The organism is Acinetobacter lwoffii, assembly GCF_024129115.1.
Classification (GTDB): Bacteria; Pseudomonadota; Gammaproteobacteria; order Pseudomonadales; family Moraxellaceae; genus Acinetobacter; species Acinetobacter lwoffii_T.
The window spans coordinates 44457-61608 of record NZ_JAMXXO010000009.1; the positions used below are offsets into that span (position 1 = coordinate 44457).

The following is a 17152-nucleotide window of genomic DNA, read 5'->3' on the forward strand; positions in this document are numbered from 1 at the left end:
CAGGCCTTATAATGTGCTGATTTTTAATTATTTTCATTAAGTTCTTAGAATGACGCCAAGATATCACTAGCCATGCAGCCAATCTGTGTAGGATATATAGATGCAATGTTTCAAAATATGAAAAAACCATTACTTTTGTTAATTAAATGACTGTAATTTATCCAAAAATATTTTTAATGAGAAAATAAGATTACTAAATAACCAAAACCCAAGAAGAATTGCTAAACCTATAAGTGAGAATGGGTTAATTTAGATTTTTAGAAGAAAATTCCTTATTTCAGTCAATATCGGATGTTATGAATGTTCAATGTCTCATAAAGTTTATAGATGCCTGCTTTCTTTTTAGTCATTTCTCTCTATAATTTTTCATATGAGCAATAACAATATTTTGGCAGCATGAAAAATCGCATACTAATTACTTTATTGATGAGTCTGGCAATAAGCGGCTGCCAAAAACAGCAAGCAGAGAATTCAGCCGAGGCTGCTGCAAATATTAAAGCGCAGTTTGAACAGTCAGATAATCAACTCAGTGCTTATCTGGACAAACTCGACTCTTCAACAATTAGTCTGGAAGAAAGAATGCGCATCCTGTGTGAACAATATCCTAAAGAATATAAAAATAACTATATGCCTGCCTTGCTAAAACTTGCACCCAAGGAATATACAGAAAAAGAGTTGCTCACCAACCTAGACAATGCCTTGAATTTCTACAAGCTAAAAGCCAATATTCAGTGTTAATAAATACTTAGTCTAATCGTGCAATGAAATATAAAAAACCGCCTGATTCAGGCGGTTTTTTTATGAAGAGCGTAAGTCTTAAACAGAATTAACGCTGTGGCTTTCACTGATCTTGTTGATTACGTGAACGTTGTTGTTGCTGGTTACTGTTTTGCTGTGGCTGTTGTTGCTGTTGGCCTTGCTGGTTTTGTTGCTGCTGGTCGCGCTGTTGCTGGTTGTGTTGACCACCCTGCGGCTGTTGTTGTTGCTGGTTATTTTGTTGCTGATTTGGGTTTTGCTGGTTGTTTTGTTGACGCTGCTGATCTTGATTTTGCTGTTGCTGTTGTTGCTGTTTCTGTTGGTCTTGCTGTTGATTATTAGCCATGGTGGTATTCCTTACTATTTGCTTTAAATTAAAAGCCGATAGGTTTCGACTTAATATCTACTCTACGCATTTTTCAGATTTCGCCAACCTTTAACCTGTTACAGATTAATTCAATGTAAAAAATAGTAAGATAAGTACTTGAAGTGGAGATTAATGCGTAACATAAATTACCTGATATAATGCAACAGAAACATAATGAAAGACTTTATAGGTCAAAAATTTATTATCCAATAAAAGGAATAACTTAAGTCCTATTTAATATATAGGAAAATTTTTAATAAAATTTAAAAAGCGTTATTAAACAGAACCACTTAATAACTATGCTATTGATATTTATAAATATATAAAAATAAATCTAAATCTTCTATATTTTTAAAAAATTAAATAAAACATTAAAAATACAATTCTTTTTGAATATTATTAACTGTGAAGAAATACGATACTTAACATGACCTCACCAATAAAACTTAAGCTGTTTCGAATTTACCTTGACTTTAATTCAAATATTTTTACTTATTATTTTGGTATAAACTTAGATCAAATCATTGTTTGTAATTATATTTATTAATCTATTTATAATAAATAAGCCTCTTTAAAAGAGGCTTATTCTATTCAGTTTTTATTAGATATTGACTACTTTGACGATAATCGTTTGAGTATCTTCCTGCTCTTCGGCCAGATGCAAACGTTTAAGCTCTTTGCTTTTTACTTTGAACTGTAAGTTCTGATAAGAAATTGTGCTTGGTATCTGATCAAAATATTGACCATCAGCGTCAATTTCTTCCTGAAATAATGGTGTACCCAATTGATAGTCAAGACTTTTTAAGACTACATATTTTACTGTGGTTTTCATTCCAACACCCTACTTTCACTAAGCACTTTATTTTTATTTTTACCACTGTTCCGCCTGAGAAGAAACCTCTATTTTTGAAAATAGCCCAAGCTTTAACCACTCAGATTTTGCGATCAGATCAACATGAAATTACACTGATCTATGAAAAAAATTTTAACTTTCATAAAAATATAAATATACTTGGAGTTGATCGACAGAAAAAAATCTGTCTAGATTGATCTAAAATCACTCCCACAAAGAAAATATAGAGACTATGATAAAAACCTGTTGCGGCTTACTCGAAGAGAAAAACATAAAAATTGCCTTTATCGAAAGCGCAAGTTCTGGATATCTCAGTAGCCAGTTCTCCATTTGTAAAGGAGAAGGTGCCGAAATTCTGATTGGTGGTTTGATCTGCTACGATGTAAGTGTCAAGACTTCAGTATTGGGCATTTCCAAGAATCTGATCAATAGTCATACTGCGGAATCTATGCCGGTAACGGTTGCTCTGGCGGAAGCAGGTAAAAAAATGTTCCGTGATGCTGACTGGATTATTGCCTGTACAGGATTGCTTAAACCAGGTGGTAGCGCGACACCAGAGAAACCGGAAGGGACTTTTTTTGTGGCCATTAATGATGGCACGCAAATCCATCAGTTCCAGTATTATCTCAAAGGCTCGCCACTTGAACGCCTTAATAAACTGTCAGCTGTGGTTGCACATGACATGATCAATCTATTGAATAACAGCTAAGCTTTCAAAGTTACTATGTAGCCTGAATAAGCTTCATTATTTCTACCGTATTTTAAGATAGATTGGCATGATCAAATGCCAATCTATTTTTTTGAGGGTGGAATGACCATGAATATTAAAACCGCACTGCTTCTGCTCCCTCTGAGCTTGCCCAGTCTGGCTTTCGCTACTGTAGGCGGCCCACAAAATATTGAAGTTCTAGGCTATGAAGTCAAAGAACAGAAGCTTTATATCATGCGTCATTATCTTGATGGTCGTGGACGCTTGCCTCAACTGTATTATTATAATTTTAAATCCCAAAAACCAAATCAACTGGTTCAGGTCAATTCCTTATATATCAATCCTAAAACCAAGCGCATCGATTATGATCAAGACAGTCGCAAGTTTGATCAGGACATTGCCAAAATCAAAAAACGTTTAGTTCCATTAAATCCAATTCAAAAATCAAAGCCACAGCTTAAGGTGTTAAAGACAACGAAAGGTAGCGCGCCTGCCTGGCATGATCCTCAGGAAAAAGTGCCAAAATGGACCTATCAATATCAAGTAAAATCCAGCTTACAAAAAAGTCCGGTTCAGCAAGCAGTCAGTTATCAGCAAGGCTTGAAAATTAGCCAGGCCTATAAAGTTCCGCGACAGAATAAGACCCTAGTAGTAGTAAAGTATCTGGGTATTCCTTTTGAAACAGGTTATAGCATTGAAGATCCGGCACTGTTAAGCCGATAACAGAATTCGCTAAAAAAATAAGGTCTCAATTGAGACCTTATTTTTTATTTTTACTACAGAAACAGATTAAGCTGCGGTAGAACGTTCAGCGATTGGCACTACTTTACGCAGTTCAGGACCGGTATAGTCCGCGCTTGGACGGATAATACGATTGTCTGCACGTTGTTCCATAACATGTGCTGCCCAGCCTGTCACACGTGACATGACAAAAATTGGGGTAAACAACTTGGTTGGAATACCCATGAAATGATAAGCCGAAGCATGGAAGAAATCCGCATTACAGAATAATTTCTTCTCACGCCACATGACTTCTTCACAGCGCACTGACACCGGATAAAGTACCGTGTCACCGACATCTTTGGCTAAACGTTCAGACCAGACTTTGATGATGCCATTACGCGGATCATTGTCCTTATAGATCGCATGACCGAAGCCCATGATCTTTTCCTTACGCTCCAGCATACCCAGCATTTCACGCTCAGCTTCTTCTGGTGATTTCCAGTTTTCAATCATGTCCATCGCAGCTTCGTTAGCACCACCATGTAAAGGGCCACGCAAGGAACCGATTGCACCGGTAATACAGGAATGCATATCTGACAGCGTTGATGCACACACACGAGCGGTAAAAGTTGAAGCGTTAAATTCATGCTCTGCATACAGAATCAAGGAAACATTCATCACCTGTTCATGTAATTCGTTTGGCTTTTCACCATGTAGTAAATGCAGGAACTGTGCACCGATTGAATCATCGTCAGTATTTTCTTCAATACGCACGCCGTCATGGCTATAACGATACCAGTAACAAATGATTGTCGGCAAAGTTGCCAAAATACGGTCTGCGATATCCTGTTGATGTTCAAACGACAGCTCAGTTTCAAGATTGCCCAGCATAGAAACGCCTGTACGCATCACATCCATTGGATGCGAGTCGGCAGGAATACGCTCAAGGACTTCTTTTAATGCCTGAGGTAAAGTGCGCAAGGATTTCAGTTTGGCTTTGTAGGCAGCCAATTGCTCTGCTGTCGGCAATTCTCCGAAGAAAATCAGATAAGCGACTTCTTCAAACTGGCAATGTTCAGCCAGATCCTGCACGTCATAGCCGCGATAGGTCAGACCTGCGCCACTTTTGCCTACTGTTGAAAGTGAGGTTTTACCTGCCACTTGTCCGCGCAATCCTGCGCCAGTGAGTACTTTTCCTTCAGCCATTTTTTTAATTCTCCTGTTTAAACAGTTTATCTAATGTGTCTTCGAAGCTGTGATAATCTAAAAATTCGTAGAGTTCTTTTCGTTGTTGCATAATATCCAGCACATTTACCTGAGTACCATGTTCGCGTACTGAACGCATCACTTCAAGTGCGGCTTTTTGCATTGCACGTGTCGCTGATAACGGATACAGCACCATGCCAATGCCCTGCTCCGCCAGTTCATCAACCGTATAATACGGTGTATCACCAAATTCGGTAATATTTGCCAAGACTGGCACACCGACCGCATCACACACTGTACGGTACATGGTGATATCGGTCATCGCCTCAGCAAAGATCGCATCTGCACCTGCTTCAACACAGGCAGAAGCACGATCAATCACTGCTTGCAAGCCTTCTTTTTGTAGCGCATCGGTACGCGCCATCACCACGAAGTTTGAATCGGTTTTCGCATCTACAGCCGCTTTGATACGATCGACCATTTCCTGCTGCGATACGATTTCTTTATTTGGACGATGACCACAACGCTTCTGTGCCACCTGATCTTCAATATGAACCGCAGCGGCTCCTGCTGCAATCATCTGCTTAATCGTGCGGGCAATATTTAATGCACCGCCCCAACCGGTATCGATATCAACCAGTAAAGGTGTATCCACACGTTCAGTGATCCGGCGTACATCTTCAAGAACATTATCCAGGCTGGTCATGCCCAGATCAGGCAAACCATAAGAATAATTCGCGACACCCGCACCTGATAAATAAATGGCTTTATAACCGACCTGTTTGGCCATCATGGCAGCATAGGCATTTACCGTGCCCATAATTTGCAATGGTTTCTCGACTTCAAGCGCTTGTCTAAATCTTAAACCTGCAGACATTTGTTCTGTCATCTTCCTTTTCCACAGTCTTGGCTATAATTATTGAAATTCGAGTATACTCATTTGGCTTGCTCATTCCATAACCTGATAGAATAAATACTCTAAAACTTTAGTCAAATTTTTAAGTTTTGCTTTACCTAATTAGCAAATAGCGCACTTATCTGGCGCAATTATGAAATATGTGCATATATTTGCTATGATGGCGTTTCAATCTCTATTGACATGTTGATGTACTATCTCCTATGCAAGACCTCGCCCTAGAACCGCTCGCCAAAGATCTGCCACAGACCAAACGTGGTCATGAGCGTTGTATTGCGCTGCTGATCAGTGCAACCGAGCTATTTCTGGAACGGGGTTATGATGCTGTGTCTCTGGATGATATCGTCCAGCATGCCGGTGGCTCTAAAGCCTCTATTTATAAGTACTTTGGCAATAAAGAAGGCTTATTTAAAGCCATTTGCGATTATCGTCGTATCAAGTTTTTTGAAGATATCAGTATTCCGATCGAACTGATGGCACTGGATTTTCGTAGTTATTTAGTACACACGTTGCTCAATTTTTATCACCAGATCATGCAACCTGAAAACTCGGCCTTTATGCGTCTGGTGCTGGAACAGAGTCAGCGCAATCCAGAACTTGCTCAACATATTCATGAGCGAGGCCCGGTGCATGTGCAAAGTGCCATTGCCACGGCTTTAGAACAGGCAGATGCGCAAGGTTTATTGCATTGCGAGAATCCGCAATATTCGGCGCAGCTGTATTTTGGTATTTTGCGCAATCTGGAATGGCGTATTCTGATGGGAATTCCGGTACAGGAAGATGATCAGGAAATCGACAAATACATCAGTTATTGTGTGGATCGCTTTTTAGACGGTCATCAAAAAGTCTAGTTTTTTTGCATTTTTCATTGCTTATAGTATATTAGCCGATTCCGTATTTTTTCTTAAACTAACCAACAACTGATTGTTGATCGAGTTTTTCGGCAATTATTGTGGAGTAACGAATGGCTCTCCGTCACTTTCTCACCTTACGCGATTTATCAACTTTAGAACTTAACCAGATTTTGCAACGCGCAATTGAGCTTAAGCGCAAACAGCATAACAATGAAGTGTTCCAACCATTTGTTGGTAAAGTGATGGGCATGATTTTTGAAAAATCCAGTACCCGTACGCGTGTTTCGTTTGAAGCTGGCATGAGCCAATTTGGTGGTAGCGCGATTTTCCTGTCTTCACGCGATACCCAGTTAGGTCGTGGTGAACCGATTGAAGATTCTGCACGTGTGATTTCAAGCATGCTGGATATTGTGATGATCCGTACTTTCGGCCATGATATCGTGGAGCGTTTTGCATCTTATTCAAAAGTTCCAGTGATTAATGCGTTGACAGATGACCACCATCCTTGCCAGCTACTTGCTGACATGCAGACTTATGTAGAGCAACGTGGCTCAGTTGAAGGTAAAACCGTGGCCTGGATTGGTGATGGCAACAATATGTGTAACTCTTATATTGAAGCTGCACATATGTGGGGCTTTAATCTGAAAATTGCAGCGCCAAAAGGCTATGAGCCACAAGAAAAATTCCTGTCTGAATTCGCGCATTGTGTGGAACTGGTTCCTTCTGCTGAAGATGCAGCGGTGAATGCTGACCTGATCGTGACTGATGTTTGGGCAAGCATGGGGCAGGAAGAAGAGCAGAAGATCCGTGAAAAAGCCTTTGCAGATTATCAGGTGAATGAACGCCTGATGGATCTTGCACATCCGGATTGCTTGTTTATGCACTGCTTGCCTGCGCATCGTGGCGAAGAGATTTCAGAAAATCTGCTTGACCATAAAAATGCTGTAGTTTGGGATGAAGCAGAAAATCGTTTGCACGCGCAAAAAGCCTTGGTTGAATTCCTGATTAATGAAAATCTGAAAAAAGACTAATTTTTTAAGATGAATCTTCACAAATTAAGCACCAATCTCTGGTGCTTTTTTTGTCTCAGCTCTTATAATCGTTGTTGAAATGGAATAAAAAGTGATTTTATACAATGCAAAAAAAATATTGGATTTTGGCACTCTTGGCAGGTTTTAGCAGTGCTGTCTTACCGGTGCATGCTTCTGAATTTGACCAATATCTTCAAGAAAAAAATATTATTGACAGCAAATTTAAAATTCAGAAAAAAGCTGAACTGAATGAATTACTCGCAGTGCTCAGTGCAGAGGATTCCAGAACTTTACCGTTGCAGATTGATCAAAATACGATTATTGAACAATTGCAGTTAAGTGCCAACAAAACCACACTGAAAGGCATGATCATCACGCCCGATTTTAGCCAGTTTGAAAAAGACCTAGGGCGCAAAGAAGTGATGAAAGTCATTCGCAACAATCTGCTGAATAATTGTGAAATTTTCTTTGAGCATCGTTATCAGATTGCGAACCCTTACAAGGTTGAACTCAGCCTGAACTCGCAGACACAAACCTATAAAACTGATATTTCCCAAAAAGATTGCAAATTAAAATAATCTAAACCCATAAGACATTTATTTCAATTCAGGATTCTTGAATCCTGAAAACAAAAGGTAGCTGTGGCTGCCTTTTTTAATAAGGTTTACTGTTATATCTTGCTAACGCACCAAGCCTTGCGGCTGCAAAATAATAATCAACGCGCCCAGTATTACCACCATGCCACCAAGTAGATCCCAACGCGATAGAGTCACTTGATCAACGAAGCGCAACCACATCAGTGCTGAAAAAATATAGATACCGCCATAAGCGGCATAGATCCGTCCTGAAGCAGCTGGATGCAAGGTTAACAGCCAGACAAAAGCCGCCAAAGCCAGAGCTGTCGGAATCCATAACCAGTGGCTTCTCCCCTGATTTAAAATCAGATAGGGAAAATAACAACCTAAAATTTCCATCAATGCCGTGACTAAAAACAGTAAAAATGTCGTGAACAGCTTGGTAACTTGAATATCCATAATTTATCTTTTAAATGATATGAATTTGATAATTTAAAATATGAGTCCATGAAAAAACCCGTGCAAGCACGGGTTTGATCCTTCTTATTAATTAAGCTGGTTCAGCAGTCTGGTCTTCAAAAACTTCAAGTTTTAAGCCAACCGCTTTACCATTTTCTTTTTTCACCGATACTGCAACATTGCCGCCATTTTCAGCCAGCTCACCAAACAGGATCATCTCAGCCAGCGGTTTTTTCAGGTGTTCCTGAATCAAACGTTGCATTGGACGTGCGCCCATTAAACGGTCATAGCCATGTTCTGACATCCATTCACGTGCACTCTGATCCACTTCCAACATGACTTTTTTGTCATCTAGTTGTGCTTGAAGTTCAGTCAGGAATTTATCTACAACATTTTCAATAATGCTGCTTGGCAATGCCTTGAACTGAATCACGCCGTCAAGACGGTTACGGAATTCTGGCGAGAAGGCTTTCTTCATCGCTTCCTGATTATCGTTGCTATTGTCTTGTTCCATAAAACCAATGCTGACACGTGAAATACTTTCAGCACCAATATTAGTGGTGAGTACCAAGACCACATTACGGAAATCAGATTTACGCCCGTTGTTATCAGTCAATGAACCATGATCCATAATCTGTAATAATAGGTTAAACACATCTGGGTGCGCTTTTTCGATCTCGTCTAGCAACAGCACACAATGCGGATTTTTGTGAATCGCATCGGTGAGCAGGCCACCTTGATCAAAACCGACATAGCCGGGAGGTGCACCGATTAAACGAGACACTGCATGGCGTTCCATGTATTCCGACATATCAAAACGAACCAGTTCTACACCCATCTGTTTCGCGAGCTGCTTGGTCACTTCGGTTTTACCAACACCTGTAGGACCCGCAAAGACAAAACTACCTACAGGCTTATCTGGAGACTTCAAACCGGCACGTGACAACTTAATTGCAGATGCCAAGGCCTCAATCGCTTCATCCTGACCAAAGACCACACGTTTCAGATCGCGCTCAAGATTTTCCAGCACACTCTTGTCATCTTTAGAGACAGTTTTTGGTGGAATACGCGCAATTTTAGAGACGATGTCTTCAATATTTTCCACGGTGATCAAACTGTCATTTTGTTCAGCTTTCAGACGGCGCTGAGCACCGGCTTCATCAATGACATCAATCGCCTTATCTGGCAAGAAACGGTCGTTGATAAATTTCGCAGAAAGTTCTACCGCAGACACTAAGGCTTGATCTTCATATTCCACATGATGGAAATCTTCAAACTTCGATTTCAGACCACGTAGGATATCAATAGTTTCAGAAATAGATGGCTCATTCACATCAATTTTCTGGAAACGACGCGATAAAGCATGATCTTTCTCAAAGACCTGACGGTATTCCTGGAATGTGGTTGACCCGATGCAGCGTAAAGAACCATTTGCCAGCGCCGGTTTGATCAGATTCGATGCATCCATGGTACTGCCCATACTCGAGCCTGCACCAATAATCATGTGAATTTCATCAATAAACAGTACTGCTTCAGGTTTCTTTTTCAGCGCATTTAAAAGCTGTTTCAAGCGTTTTTCAAAATCACCACGGTATTTGGTTCCTGCCACCAAAGCACCAATGTCCAGACTGAAGATTTCAGCATTTTCCAGTGGTTTTGGCGCTTTACCATTAACGATCAGCCAAGCCAGTCCTTCAGCAATCGAGGTTTTACCAACACCTGGATCACCAACAAGCAATGGGTTGTTTTTACGACGGCGACAGAGAATTTGCGCGGCACGCTCGATTTCTTTTTCGCGACCAATTAGCGGATCGGTCTTGCCTTTTTGTGCTTCAACATTCAGGTTAGTGGTATAAAGCTCAAGTGGACCTGAACTTGCTGAAGACGCTGATTCGCCATCTAGGTCTTCGATTTCTTCTTCAGACTGTACATCTTCTTTACGGGTACCATGAGACAGGTACTGAGTCAGGGTCAGACGGTTAATTTGATGACGTTTCAGCAGATAGACTGCAAATGAGTCACGCTCAGAATACATGGCAACCAGAATATCAGCACCTTCTACAGTACGATCACCACCGCTTGATTGCACGTGAAAAATCGCGCGTTGCAAGATCCGGTCGAAGCTTTCTGTCGGGTGTGGTGCCTGATCACTATTTTCACCAAGTTTAGGGGTATGTTGTTCTACGTACTCTTCTAATTCCTTACGCAACACGATGATGTCGGCACCACATGCTTTGAGAGCATTTACGGCAGAATCATTGTCGAGTAAGGCTAACAATAAATGTTCTACGGTCAGGAACTCATGTCTCTTTTGACGAGCCATGCTGACAGCCAAACGTAGTGATACTTCTAATTGACGACTGAGCATGTAACCCCCTTAATCTTTAGGCTCTATTTGGCAAAGTAACGGATAACCTTGTGATCGAGCATAATTATTGACTTGGTTCGCTTTGGTCTCCGCAATGTCTCGAGGATAGACCCCAGCTACACCCTTTCCTTCATAATGTACAGTTAGCATTACTTGTGTAGCTTGGTCAAGATTCATTGCAAAGTATTGTTGTAAAATTTCAATTACAAACTCCATCGGCGTATAGTCGTCATTTAATAAAACAACGGCATATAATGGTGGACGTTTCAGTTCTGGCGGTGCAGTTTGTACAGCTAGGTCAGAATCACCGTCTTCAGAGGGTTCATTTGCTAAACGTGGGCTGATATGCCAATCAACAATTCCAGACTCATTAAAAGAGTTTTTAATATCACTTAAACACATTTGACGTTTATTGCTTGGCATAAGATTTATATTTCACACTTAATTTGCATTTGCTTCGGTTTTCGGAATTTCTGACAAGGTAGCAGACTGATTTTCTACTGCTTTGCCCTGTTCCCAACTAAAACGACGAATTACAGGTTTGGCACCAGTAAGACGCACTTCAATAAATTCTGGCTTAAAGCCTTTCGGCATGGTCCAGCGGCCAGTGAGTCGCTCATAATTTTCAAAATTAAAGTTTTTATCTTCCAGTGGCACCACCAGAATTTCCGCACCTTTAATCAGGCGCAATTCCACACTACCTGAAGCACGGCTTTTGCCTGGACTGACCTGCACCAGATCAATCTGATATTCAAAGGCATTTTCCGGCAAAGGTTTAATGGACAGGTTTTGAACCGCCAATGCTAGACCACCACGCTGACGCAAAATCTCGCGATAAATGGTTCCCACACTTTCGGCCTGCACCTGTTCATCACGTGCCTTGGTCATGGCCAGATACAGATCATTGGCATTGCTGACAGCCAGATCACGCTCCTGAACCGCAGTATTCAGCGTCTTGTTCAGTGTTTCCAGACTGGCTTTCTGAGTCTGTACCACATCGACCAGTTGCTCTGCATCCGCATCATAACCCGCCGCAGTCAAACCCTGACGATGTCCTACGGTATATCCGAGTACGCCACTGCTTAAGATCAATACAGCCGCACCAATGGCTAAGGGCGTATTGCCTTTCATGAATGGTTTCTTAGTACCGGGTTCCTGAGGAAGCGTCGTATTTGACTCGTTATTCGGCATTTTGATCTCTTGTTTGCTTTAATCAAGACACACATTTAAATGCAAATCTAAATGTGTGTGAAGTTCTAATACGTTTTTTATGGTAATAAACCAATATTATTTAAGCCAGCGTCTTCAGCAAAACCAAACATCAGGTTCATGTTTTGCACAGCCTGACCTGCTGCGCCTTTTACCAGATTGTCTTGTACAACCAGGATCACCAGTTTCGTTGGCTGTGGCTTATACAAGGCAATACGTAACTGATTCGCTCCACGCACTGAACGCGTTTCTGGTGAACTGCCTGCCGGCATGACATCGACAAATGCTTCATTGGCATAGAACTGCTCATATAGCGCTTGTAAATCTGCGGTTTGCCCTGCTTCAGTTAAATCGATATAGATGGTCGACAACATACCACGGATCATTGGCACCAAATGCGGTACAAATAAAATATGATCAAACACATTTTTTTGACCTGAAATATTTTCCAGTGCTTCGACAATTTCAGGATGATGGCGATGACCCGCTACACCATAGGCCTTAAAGTTATCAGCATTTTCAGAATAAATCATGCCCAGACTGGCTTTACGTCCTGCACCTGATACACCCGACTTGGCATCAATAATAATACTTTCAGGTTTCACCAATGCTTCAGCAGATTTTAAGACTGGCGCCAGACCCAGCTGAACTGTGGTTGGATAACACCCCGGATTCCCGATCACATTGGCTTTTTTAATGTCTTCACGATTCAATTCAGATAAACCGTAAACAGAATCTTTTAACAGTTCTGGACATGCATGTTGCATGCCATACCATTTTTCAAACTGTGCAAGATCTTGTAAACGGAAATCGGCAGCTAGGTCGATCACTTTGGTATTTGCAGCGACCAGCTCTTCGGCATGTTTCATTGCGACACCATGCGGTGTTGCAAAGAACACCACATCGCATGATTTTAATAAATCCAGACTTAAATCAGAGAATTTAAGATCGGTATGACCGCGCAAGCTTGGGAACATGTCATCTACACGACGGCCTGCTTCAGTACGTGATGTCAGTGCTATTACATTTACATCTGGATGTCGTAGCAAAAGACGCAAAAGTTCAACGCCTGTATAACCCGTACCACCCACAATACCCACTGAAATCACGATGATTACCTCAAATAAATGTTTCCTTTATAGAGCCTAGTATGACAGGAAGTTGAGGTTTTCTAAACCATTTCACTGGGGTTTGCTGGTTTTTTAATTGATCAGCAGGATAAGTCCGGTTTAGAGGATAAAATGCCTGGACTGCTTAGGCTATTTCAATAGAGTTACATGGACTTATTAATTATGCTTTTAGGCTCCCCACCAATATGGCAACGGCGTATTTTTCAGCGCTTTACGATGCTGCTGGAAATGCTGATCATGCTTGGCAACTTCTGCCCAAAACCGTGGACTATGATCAAAATACTTTGTATGTACCAGTTCATGGACAGCGACATAACGCGTGACTTGTTCAGGAAATAATACCAGCGCACTATTCAGCATAATGTCATGTTTGGCCGAACAACTGCCCCACCGGGTTTTAGGTTGTCGAATATTGCAGTTTTTAAAAGGCAAATGACATTGCTGTGAGACGAGATTTAAATATGAAGGAAGCTGTTCTTTTGCGTAGGCAATCACGAAAGCTTTTAAATATTCTTCAGGATGTCGGTCACTGATCCAAAGCTGTAGATATTCATGATCAAAAATGAAGTTGTTCTTCTGGCTTTGATAAGAAATTTGCACAGGCGCTTTTAGATTGAATAACCGCAGCTCACTCGGTAGCGTCCGGTCAATATTTTCGATTTTTTCTTGCTGGGATTGCCAGGTTTTAATCAGCCAGCTTTCAGATTGTTCAATAAAATGCCGTATCTGTTTTTTGCTGCAAAAAACCGGGGCTGTAAGGCGAATCTGTGTTGTATCGACACGTAAACGCAGCCGGGTTGAACGGACATTTCGGGTGATTTGAATTTTGGGTAGGTCGGATAAGGTCATTATAGTTTTTTTAATCTCCCCAAACCCCTCTTTTTCAAAGAGGGGCTTTTAAAAGTCTTCCTTCTTGCACCTGTTTTTAAAGCAGTGTTTTAAAACTTCGCTCAGGGAGATTTAGAGGATTTTTTCTAGAAAGTTTAATTAAACCGCAGTACGCTCTTCAATCCCATTATCAGTCGCAACAATTGCGATATCTGCTTTGTTGATCGCAAAGATGCCGTTACATACCACGCCCGGAATATCGTTTAAGGTTTTTTCAAGCTCAAGTGCATTCAGGATATTCAAGTTATACACGTCTAGAATCACGTTACCGTTGTCAGTTACTACACCTTCACGATAAGCAGGATCGCCACCTAAAGATACAATTTTACGCGCAACCGCAGAACGCGCCATTGGAATCACTTCTACAGGAAGCGGGAATTCACGGCCTAATTGTCCCACCCATTTAGAATCATCTACGATACACACGAATTTTTTCGCAATAGAAGCAACAATTTTTTCACGTGTCAATGCTGCGCCGCCACCTTTGATCATATGCATATGACGGTCAATTTCATCTGCGCCATCAACATAAGCATCCAGACCACTGACAGAGTTCATATCCACCACTTCAATGCCGAGCTTTTTCAAACGCTGTGCAGTTGCTTCTGAACTGGCGACTACTGCTTCCAATTGCAGCTCAGGTAATAAGTCAATTAAAAAGTTTACAGTACTGCCTGTACCTACGCCTAAAATGCCCCCTTTTGGCAAGTGTTTTAAAGCGGCTTTGGCTGCTGCTTGTTTTTTCTCATCTTGGGTTGCATATAGACTCATGGCTTCACTCAACTATTTTGGACTTTTGCAGCTTTTTTAAACCGCAAAGCCGTGTGGTTTGTTACAATAAGCCCCTATTTTAAACTGTTAGATGGAAAATTAACATGCTGTCTCGTTTGGTTCGACAAATTTTACAAGCAACGGTCTACGATGTTGCAATCGAAACTCCACTCGAAGCAGCGCCACGAATTAGCGAACGACTCAATAATAACATCCGCTTTAAACGTGAAGATTTACAACCGGTTTTTTCATTCAAACTACGCGGTGCCTATAACCGTATTAGTCAACTACCGAAATCACAAATGGAACGTGGCGTTATTACTGCTTCAGCGGGCAACCATGCACAGGGCGTGGCACTCTCAGGGAAAAAGCTGGGTATTCGCGCGATTATTGTGATGCCTAAAACCACACCTGATATCAAGGTACAGGCGGTTAAACGTCTGGGTGGCGAAGTGGTTTTGCATGGTGATTCATTTGATGTTGCCAATAAATATGCGATTCAACGTGCCCAGGAAGATGGGATGACTTTCATTCCGCCTTATGATGATGAACTGGTGATTGCTGGCCAAGGCACCATTGCCAATGAAATTCTTCGCCAATGGCGCGATGTGGATTACGTGTTTGTCGCAGTTGGCGGTGGTGGCCTGATCGCAGGTGTTGCAGCGTATTTAGGTGATGTCGCACCCCACGTTAAAGTCATTCCAGTGGAATACGACGAATCTGCCTGTTTAAAAGCTGCTTTAGAAGCAAATGAACGTGTGATTCTCCCATCTGTGGGCTTGTTTGCTGATGGTACAGCTGTAGCCCAAATTGGTGAAAAACCATTTGATGTGATTCGTCTGCAAAAATCGGACAATTCTGGCCCAATCGTGGAACCGAATGTGGTGCTGGTGAATACGGATGAAGTCTGTGCAGCGATTAAAGACACTTATGACGAATGCCGTAGCATTGTAGAACCATCTGGTGCAATGGCTCTGGCAGGTATTAAAAAATACGTGGCTGAACATGGCATCGAAGGGAAGAACATGGTGTCGATTGTCTGCGGCGCCAACATGAACTTCGACCGTTTACGTTATATCGCTGAACGTACCGAACTGGGTGAACGCAAAGAAGCGATTTTTGCCGTGACCATTCCAGAACAGAAAGGTTCATTCCTGAGCTTCTGTCGTGCTTTGCAAGGTCGTAATATTACTGAATTTAATTATCGTGCCAGCGATGCTTCTGCGGCACAGGTCTTTGTCGGTATTAGTCTGAAAAATGGCGAGAAAGAACGTCAGGAAATTTATGAGACCTTAAAATTCCAGTATGACGTTGACGATCTGTCTGATGATGAAGTGGCCAAACTGCATATTCGTTACCTGATCGGTGGTCATGCCGATATTGAAAATGAACGCCTGTTCCGCGTGGAATTTCCGGAGCGTCCTGGCGCTTTACTGATGTTCCTGGAACGTCTTGGCCCAACCCATAACATTACCCTATTCCACTACCGTAACCACGGTGCTGCTGAAGGGCGTGTTCTAGTGGGTCTTGAAGCAACTGATGCACAACAGAATCCGGATGGCTTGATCGAAACTCTCGAAACCATTACCTATCCTTATCAGGAAATTACCAATAATCTGGGTTATCAACGTTTCTTGAAGTAATTCTTTCAAACATAAACCGCCTTTCGAGGCGGTTTTTTTAGGATGATATTCTATGCAGATTTAAAAGTGCATTATCAATAAAAACACCAATTATCCATTAATTTCCAATCTTGTTATAATTAAAAATAATTACAAAAACAGAATCTTAAGATATGAAAATCACTTTTATTATTATTTTGCTCACCACTTTACTTGTCTATTTATACGGCTATCCGGCATACAAATTAAATCAAGAAGAAGATCGTGTTCGAACAAGCATGAAAAATATTCCCAGTAATGCAACTGCAAATAACCTCAGCAACATCGCAGGTGTAGAGACACATTCAGAAATACTCAACCAATATCCCAAATTCGTTGTTTATATTTTTCTAGATCATTATAAAGAAGTGAAATTAGATCCTAAAATTCCAGCTTTTGTAAAAAGCTTTTCTTGTGCCTCAATCGATAATTTAAAAACTTATCCTCAACTCAAACGCCAAGCCACACTCAATATCATGAAGGATGATCATCATGAATTCGAATACATCATCCAAAACAGTTATGGAACCTTATATACACATCGTCAGGTTATGTCTGACTGTCCAAATTTTCAATCTGTACTTCAGATAAAAGAAGCGTAAATACTTCAAAGATTTGTACTATTTTTACCTAAAAACTATAGCTGAGGAATCGCCTTCTCATTACCATAGCGGAT

Annotated in this window: 19 protein-coding genes; 8 read left to right on the forward strand and 11 right to left on the reverse strand. The window is 41.2% G+C overall.

Annotated elements, in window-relative coordinates; genetic code table 11:
• Positions 1-396: 396 nt before the first annotated feature.
• Positions 397-738, forward strand: a complete 342-nt coding sequence (locus NI470_RS08700; protein WP_253148184.1) for a hypothetical protein — start codon at positions 397-399, stop codon at positions 736-738.
• A gap of 103 nt (positions 739-841) precedes the next feature.
• On the opposite strand, the gene NI470_RS08705 is transcribed toward NI470_RS08700, so the two are convergent.
• Both NI470_RS08705 and NI470_RS08710 read right to left on the reverse strand, forming a co-directional pair.
• A complete protein-coding gene (locus NI470_RS08705) occupies positions 842-1102 on the reverse strand; it encodes a hypothetical protein (protein WP_044110015.1) in 261 nt (86 codons plus the stop codon).
• Positions 1103-1724: 622 nt separating this feature from the next.
• Positions 1725-1955, reverse strand: a complete 231-nt coding sequence (locus NI470_RS08710) for a hypothetical protein (protein ID WP_004280185.1) — start codon at positions 1953-1955, stop codon at positions 1725-1727.
• 253 nt (positions 1956-2208) lie between these two features.
• Between NI470_RS08710 and NI470_RS08715 the strand changes: the two genes are divergently transcribed.
• On the forward strand, positions 2209-2685 hold the full coding sequence (locus tag NI470_RS08715) for a CinA family protein (protein WP_004280184.1): 477 nt from the start codon (positions 2209-2211) through the stop codon (positions 2683-2685).
• A gap of 102 nt (positions 2686-2787) precedes the next feature.
• Entirely contained in the window at positions 2788-3408 is a 621-nt protein-coding gene (locus NI470_RS08720; RefSeq protein ID WP_253148205.1) for an aminotransferase, read from the forward strand.
• Between the two features lie 66 nt (positions 3409-3474).
• On the opposite strand, the gene prpC is transcribed toward NI470_RS08720, so the two are convergent.
• Both prpC and prpB read right to left on the reverse strand, forming a co-directional pair.
• Complete coding sequence (prpC, locus tag NI470_RS08725) at positions 3475-4614, reverse strand: bifunctional 2-methylcitrate synthase/citrate synthase (RefSeq protein ID WP_253148183.1); 1140 nt, start codon at positions 4612-4614, stop codon at positions 3475-3477.
• Positions 4615-4618: 4 nt separating this feature from the next.
• A complete protein-coding gene (prpB, locus tag NI470_RS08730; RefSeq protein WP_004280180.1) occupies positions 4619-5503 on the reverse strand; it encodes a methylisocitrate lyase in 885 nt (294 codons plus the stop codon).
• A 230-nt stretch (positions 5504-5733) separates the two neighbouring features.
• Between prpB and NI470_RS08735 the strand changes: the two genes are divergently transcribed.
• The 3 genes from NI470_RS08735 to NI470_RS08745 all read left to right on the forward strand — a co-directional run bounded on the left by NI470_RS08735 (position 5734) and on the right by NI470_RS08745 (position 7993).
• Positions 5734-6381 (forward strand): TetR/AcrR family transcriptional regulator, encoded by a 648-nt coding sequence (locus tag NI470_RS08735; protein ID WP_004646788.1) that lies wholly within the window; start codon positions 5734-5736, stop codon positions 6379-6381.
• 113 nt (positions 6382-6494) lie between these two features.
• Positions 6495-7415, forward strand: a complete 921-nt coding sequence (gene argF, locus NI470_RS08740; protein ID WP_253148182.1) for an ornithine carbamoyltransferase — start codon at positions 6495-6497, stop codon at positions 7413-7415.
• A gap of 104 nt (positions 7416-7519) precedes the next feature.
• Positions 7520-7993 (forward strand): hypothetical protein, encoded by a 474-nt coding sequence (locus NI470_RS08745; protein ID WP_004280177.1) that lies wholly within the window; start codon positions 7520-7522, stop codon positions 7991-7993.
• A 102-nt stretch (positions 7994-8095) separates the two neighbouring features.
• Here the strand turns inward: NI470_RS08745 and NI470_RS08750 are convergent, their stop codons facing one another.
• The 7 genes from NI470_RS08750 to rpiA all read right to left on the reverse strand — a co-directional run bounded on the left by NI470_RS08750 (position 8096) and on the right by rpiA (position 14815).
• Positions 8096-8449, reverse strand: coding sequence for a YnfA family protein (locus NI470_RS08750; protein WP_004646786.1), 354 nt, complete (start codon positions 8447-8449; stop codon positions 8096-8098).
• Between the two features lie 91 nt (positions 8450-8540).
• A complete protein-coding gene (gene clpA, locus NI470_RS08755) occupies positions 8541-10817 on the reverse strand; it encodes an ATP-dependent Clp protease ATP-binding subunit ClpA (protein WP_224215763.1) in 2277 nt (758 codons plus the stop codon).
• 9 nt (positions 10818-10826) lie between these two features.
• Positions 10827-11240, reverse strand: a complete 414-nt coding sequence (gene clpS, locus NI470_RS08760; RefSeq protein ID WP_253148181.1) for an ATP-dependent Clp protease adapter ClpS — start codon at positions 11238-11240, stop codon at positions 10827-10829.
• Between the two features lie 18 nt (positions 11241-11258).
• Positions 11259-12008, reverse strand: coding sequence for a DUF6776 family protein (locus NI470_RS08765; RefSeq protein ID WP_180038696.1), 750 nt, complete (start codon positions 12006-12008; stop codon positions 11259-11261).
• Between the two features lie 77 nt (positions 12009-12085).
• On the reverse strand, positions 12086-13141 hold the full coding sequence (argC, locus tag NI470_RS08770; protein ID WP_253148204.1) for an N-acetyl-gamma-glutamyl-phosphate reductase: 1056 nt from the start codon (positions 13139-13141) through the stop codon (positions 12086-12088).
• Positions 13142-13324: 183 nt separating this feature from the next.
• Positions 13325-14005: a M48 family metallopeptidase gene (locus NI470_RS08775; protein WP_253148180.1), complete on the reverse strand. Its 681-nt coding sequence runs from the start codon at positions 14003-14005 to the stop codon at positions 13325-13327.
• 138 nt (positions 14006-14143) lie between these two features.
• The gene (rpiA, locus tag NI470_RS08780) at positions 14144-14815 is read right to left on the reverse strand and encodes a ribose-5-phosphate isomerase RpiA (protein WP_253113293.1); all 672 of its coding nucleotides are present in this window, start codon (positions 14813-14815) and stop codon (positions 14144-14146) included.
• Between the two features lie 104 nt (positions 14816-14919).
• On the opposite strand from rpiA, the gene ilvA reads away from it, so the two are divergent.
• Both ilvA and NI470_RS08790 read left to right on the forward strand, forming a co-directional pair.
• Positions 14920-16458 (forward strand): threonine ammonia-lyase, biosynthetic, encoded by a 1539-nt coding sequence (gene ilvA, locus NI470_RS08785; protein ID WP_004646781.1) that lies wholly within the window; start codon positions 14920-14922, stop codon positions 16456-16458.
• A 152-nt stretch (positions 16459-16610) separates the two neighbouring features.
• Positions 16611-17078 carry a hypothetical protein gene (locus tag NI470_RS08790; RefSeq protein WP_253113295.1) on the forward strand — a complete coding sequence of 156 codons (468 nt, stop codon included), beginning with the start codon at positions 16611-16613 and terminating at the stop codon, positions 17076-17078.
• Positions 17079-17152: the final 74 nt, after the last annotated feature.

Bases quoted from the DNA above. Each gene is read 5' to 3' on its own strand.
- NI470_RS08700 (WP_253148184.1), top strand. From the start codon at position 397: ATGAAAAATCGCATACTAATTACTTTATTGATGAGTCTGGCAATAAGC.
- NI470_RS08705 (WP_044110015.1), bottom strand. From the start codon at position 1,102: ATGGCTAATAATCAACAGCAAGACCAACAGAAACAGCAACAACAGCAA.
- NI470_RS08710 (WP_004280185.1), bottom strand. From the start codon at position 1,955: ATGAAAACCACAGTAAAATATGTAGTCTTAAAAAGTCTTGACTATCAA.
- NI470_RS08715 (WP_004280184.1), top strand. From the start codon at position 2,209: ATGATAAAAACCTGTTGCGGCTTACTCGAAGAGAAAAACATAAAAATT.
- NI470_RS08720 (WP_253148205.1), top strand. From the start codon at position 2,788: ATGACCATGAATATTAAAACCGCACTGCTTCTGCTCCCTCTGAGCTTG.
- prpC (WP_253148183.1), bottom strand. From the start codon at position 4,614: ATGGCTGAAGGAAAAGTACTCACTGGCGCAGGATTGCGCGGACAAGTG.
- prpB (WP_004280180.1), bottom strand. From the start codon at position 5,503: ATGACAGAACAAATGTCTGCAGGTTTAAGATTTAGACAAGCGCTTGAA.
- NI470_RS08735 (WP_004646788.1), top strand. From the start codon at position 5,734: ATGCAAGACCTCGCCCTAGAACCGCTCGCCAAAGATCTGCCACAGACC.
- argF (WP_253148182.1), top strand. From the start codon at position 6,495: ATGGCTCTCCGTCACTTTCTCACCTTACGCGATTTATCAACTTTAGAA.
- NI470_RS08745 (WP_004280177.1), top strand. From the start codon at position 7,520: ATGCAAAAAAAATATTGGATTTTGGCACTCTTGGCAGGTTTTAGCAGT.
- NI470_RS08750 (WP_004646786.1), bottom strand. From the start codon at position 8,449: ATGGATATTCAAGTTACCAAGCTGTTCACGACATTTTTACTGTTTTTA.
- clpA (WP_224215763.1), bottom strand. From the start codon at position 10,817: ATGCTCAGTCGTCAATTAGAAGTATCACTACGTTTGGCTGTCAGCATG.
- clpS (WP_253148181.1), bottom strand. From the start codon at position 11,240: ATGCCAAGCAATAAACGTCAAATGTGTTTAAGTGATATTAAAAACTCT.
- NI470_RS08765 (WP_180038696.1), bottom strand. From the start codon at position 12,008: ATGCCGAATAACGAGTCAAATACGACGCTTCCTCAGGAACCCGGTACT.
- NI470_RS08775 (WP_253148180.1), bottom strand. From the start codon at position 14,005: ATGACCTTATCCGACCTACCCAAAATTCAAATCACCCGAAATGTCCGT.
- rpiA (WP_253113293.1), bottom strand. From the start codon at position 14,815: ATGAGTCTATATGCAACCCAAGATGAGAAAAAACAAGCAGCAGCCAAA.
- ilvA (WP_004646781.1), top strand. From the start codon at position 14,920: ATGCTGTCTCGTTTGGTTCGACAAATTTTACAAGCAACGGTCTACGAT.
- NI470_RS08790 (WP_253113295.1), top strand. From the start codon at position 16,611: ATGAAAATCACTTTTATTATTATTTTGCTCACCACTTTACTTGTCTAT.